Annotated in this window: 3 protein-coding genes; 1 reads left to right on the top strand and 2 read right to left on the bottom strand. The window is 39.5% G+C overall.

The window, feature by feature from the left end; translation table 11 throughout:
* Window positions 1–306: 306 nt before the first annotated feature.
* Window positions 307–1,374 carry an NAD(P)/FAD-dependent oxidoreductase gene (locus ACYQY7_RS12425; protein ID WP_461202487.1) on the bottom strand — a complete coding sequence of 356 codons (1,068 nt, stop codon included), beginning with the start codon at window positions 1,372–1,374 and terminating at the stop codon, window positions 307–309.
* Between the two features lie 166 nt (window positions 1,375–1,540).
* Between ACYQY7_RS12425 and ACYQY7_RS12420 the strand changes: the two genes are divergently transcribed.
* Entirely contained in the window at window positions 1,541–1,780 is a 240-nt protein-coding gene (locus ACYQY7_RS12420) for a YuzB family protein (protein ID WP_461202485.1), read from the top strand.
* 4 nt (window positions 1,781–1,784) lie between these two features.
* Here the strand turns inward: ACYQY7_RS12420 and ACYQY7_RS12415 are convergent, their stop codons facing one another.
* A complete protein-coding gene (locus ACYQY7_RS12415) occupies window positions 1,785–2,468 on the bottom strand; it encodes a DUF2225 domain-containing protein (protein WP_461202483.1) in 684 nt (227 codons plus the stop codon).
* Window positions 2,469–2,650: the final 182 nt, after the last annotated feature.

The following is a 2,650-nucleotide window of genomic DNA, read 5'->3' as shown; positions in this document are numbered from 1 at the left end:
CTTGCTTTGTAGCCATGGCTTTGAGGTCTTCTTTTGTAGCCATGTTTTCAAGATCTTGCTTTGTAGCCATTGTCTGTTTCATGTTATTCATTTCTGCTTGAAGTTCGTTTAACTTTGTGAGGACTTGCTGGAGAACCGCTTCCAACACTTATCCCTCCTTTCTACTGGTTATGTGTATAAAGAAAACACCTTAATAAAATCTAAGGTGTTTTCGGCATGAGAAGATCATTATTTTGTTATGCTATGCTTATCATACCATAGTGTCAAACAAAAAACAGCATATGTTTATACGAAAAATGTAGGCAATTAATATCCGTTATGGTACTTATACATCCATAAGACGCCTGATTTTAGTAGGCGCGGAACCCGTCCGGTTAGTGGGCGATCGGCAACGAGGCCAAAGCCATGTTTTTTGCCTAATGATCCTAAAATACCTTTTAACTTAATTGGCGGAAATTCGCTTGGTGGTTCTTCGTCTTTCCATCTTTTTTGTAATACTTGGGCGATTTGTTCTGCTTGCCCTTCAGCGAGTTGGGCGCTCGGGGCGTGCGGTAAGCTCGCGCAATCCCCAACAACGTATACATTTTCTATATTTGGAATATGATGTCGCGGTGTCAACACGACACGTCCTTGGCTGTCTTTTTCAACATGAAGTTCACGGACGACACGATTCGGCTGAATACCAGCAGTCCATACAATCGCATCACAGTGGATTGCTTCATCGTGGTTATACAACGTATGTTCCTCCACTTTTGTAATGTTTGATTGACGGATAAGTTCAACACCATGTGAATGAAACCATTGTTCTACATAGTGACTTAGCCGTTCAGGAAACATAGATAAAATACGTGCGCCTCGATCAAATAGTTTTACGTGTAAGTCTGGACGGCTTTCAACTAATTCACTTGCCAATTCTACACCGCTTAATCCAGCTCCAACGACACCAACGATGCTATGCGGTGGGAGGTTGCTTAGTTTTTGATACGTTTCTCTTGCTTTATCGATTGTTTGAATGCTATAAGTAAAAATGTCTGCACCCGGCACACCATGATATTTATCCTCGCAGCCTAAACCGATGACTAAGTCATCGTATGGAATGCATGTCCCATCTTGAAGGTGCACAATTTCATGACGTAAATCAATTTTTTTGACCTCACCGAACACGTAAGATAGGCGAGGGTGTTCTGGGAACGGGACGCGAATATGTTGATCGCTAATTGTCCCAGCAGCTAAAGCGTAATATTCTGTTTTTAAGCAATGGTATGGAACGCGATCAATTAATGTAATATGAATATGTTCTGGTAAATTTGAAAGGATGCGGAGCAAGATGCGCATATTTCCGTATCCGCCACCAAGTAGCACGAGGTTTCTCATGGAAGCTTTCCCCTTTTGATAAAATTCGACCATTAAAAGTATAACGAAATTGTGACAAAATAACAACATTTTTTCGAGAAGCATGAATAATTAAGCTGATTTTTACATGTCAATATTACATCTTTTTTGATGAAAGTGTTATAATATTAAGATTGAGGTGAATATATTGTTAAAACCAATCGTTGAATTTTGTATAAGCAATTTAGCAAATGGATCCCAAGGTGCACTAGAACAATTGGAGAAAGATCCTAATTTAGATATTATTGAGTATGGGTGTTTAGGGTACTGTGGGAAATGCGCCAATACGTTGTTTGCGATGGTAAATGGAGATATTGTCACAGCAGAGAATGTGGAGCAACTTGTCGAACGAGTTTATGCATATATTGAGGAAAATCCAATGTTTTAGGGGGCTACTGTGCCCCCTTTTTTTCTTCGCGAATTTCTTGCCAACGGTCGTAAGCCATGTTGACGATCCCTTGCTCAATCGTCTCTTTTTTTCGTGCGATCACGCGTGAAAAGTAAATGATCGCTTGTTTTTCTTTCCCTAGTCTACGATATAACTCTCCGATTAAGTACAATAAGCGCACTTCGGACATATGCGTGTGAACAAAATCGTCTGCTTCATAAGAAGCAATGTATTGCTCGAGCGCTAATCGCATAAATCGTTTTTCGTCTTCATGTTGTTGTTTTGAACGATACAACCATGCGAGGCGCATATAAAGTCCAGCGAGTGCAATATGTTTTTCTTTTTTCAATGTGGCTGAATAAATACCGAGTTTATATGTATCAATCGCCTCAGCAAATGTTCGAGCTCCACCGTAGTTTTTCCCACGCCAATTGGCGCAAATATTTTGCTGGATTGTTTCCAATGTTTGTGGTGGGAAATATGTCGAAAACTCCTCTGTTGCCGCAAATCCACAGTGTGGACAAACATGAACGTAATACAAAAGAGGATTCGCTTCTTCGATTGCATAATATGAACAAAAGTCAGTGTCATGTTGAATCGGACGGATGAAACGTGAACGAACTTTTTTCGTTATATATGTTTGTTTGCAAACAAGACACGTGACGGTACGATCATACAAAATGTCCATTATGTTCCCTGCCTTATATTGTTGATAGTAACATTATACTATATGTTTTTTATGTTGCCTGTGACTTTTTATGTATTTGTAAAAAAGTTGTCACGTTTATCACGACGGTGTATAGTGTTATTAAACATGAGGTAGCGTCAAAAAATCTATGAAAAGTCATCACGGGCTACCTTTTGAAGGAA

The sequence above is a fragment of the Anoxybacillus sp. TBDG-1 genome, assembly GCF_054815885.1.
The sequence above is the reverse complement of the archived record's forward strand: the minus strand, read 5'-3'. Positions and strand labels throughout refer to the sequence as shown.

Coding starts and splice junctions, on each gene's coding strand:
- ACYQY7_RS12415 (WP_461202483.1), bottom strand. CDS start 2,468: ATGGACATTTTGTATGATCGTACCGTCACGTGTCTTGTTTGCAAACAA.
- ACYQY7_RS12425 (WP_461202487.1), bottom strand. CDS start 1,374: ATGAGAAACCTCGTGCTACTTGGTGGCGGATACGGAAATATGCGCATC.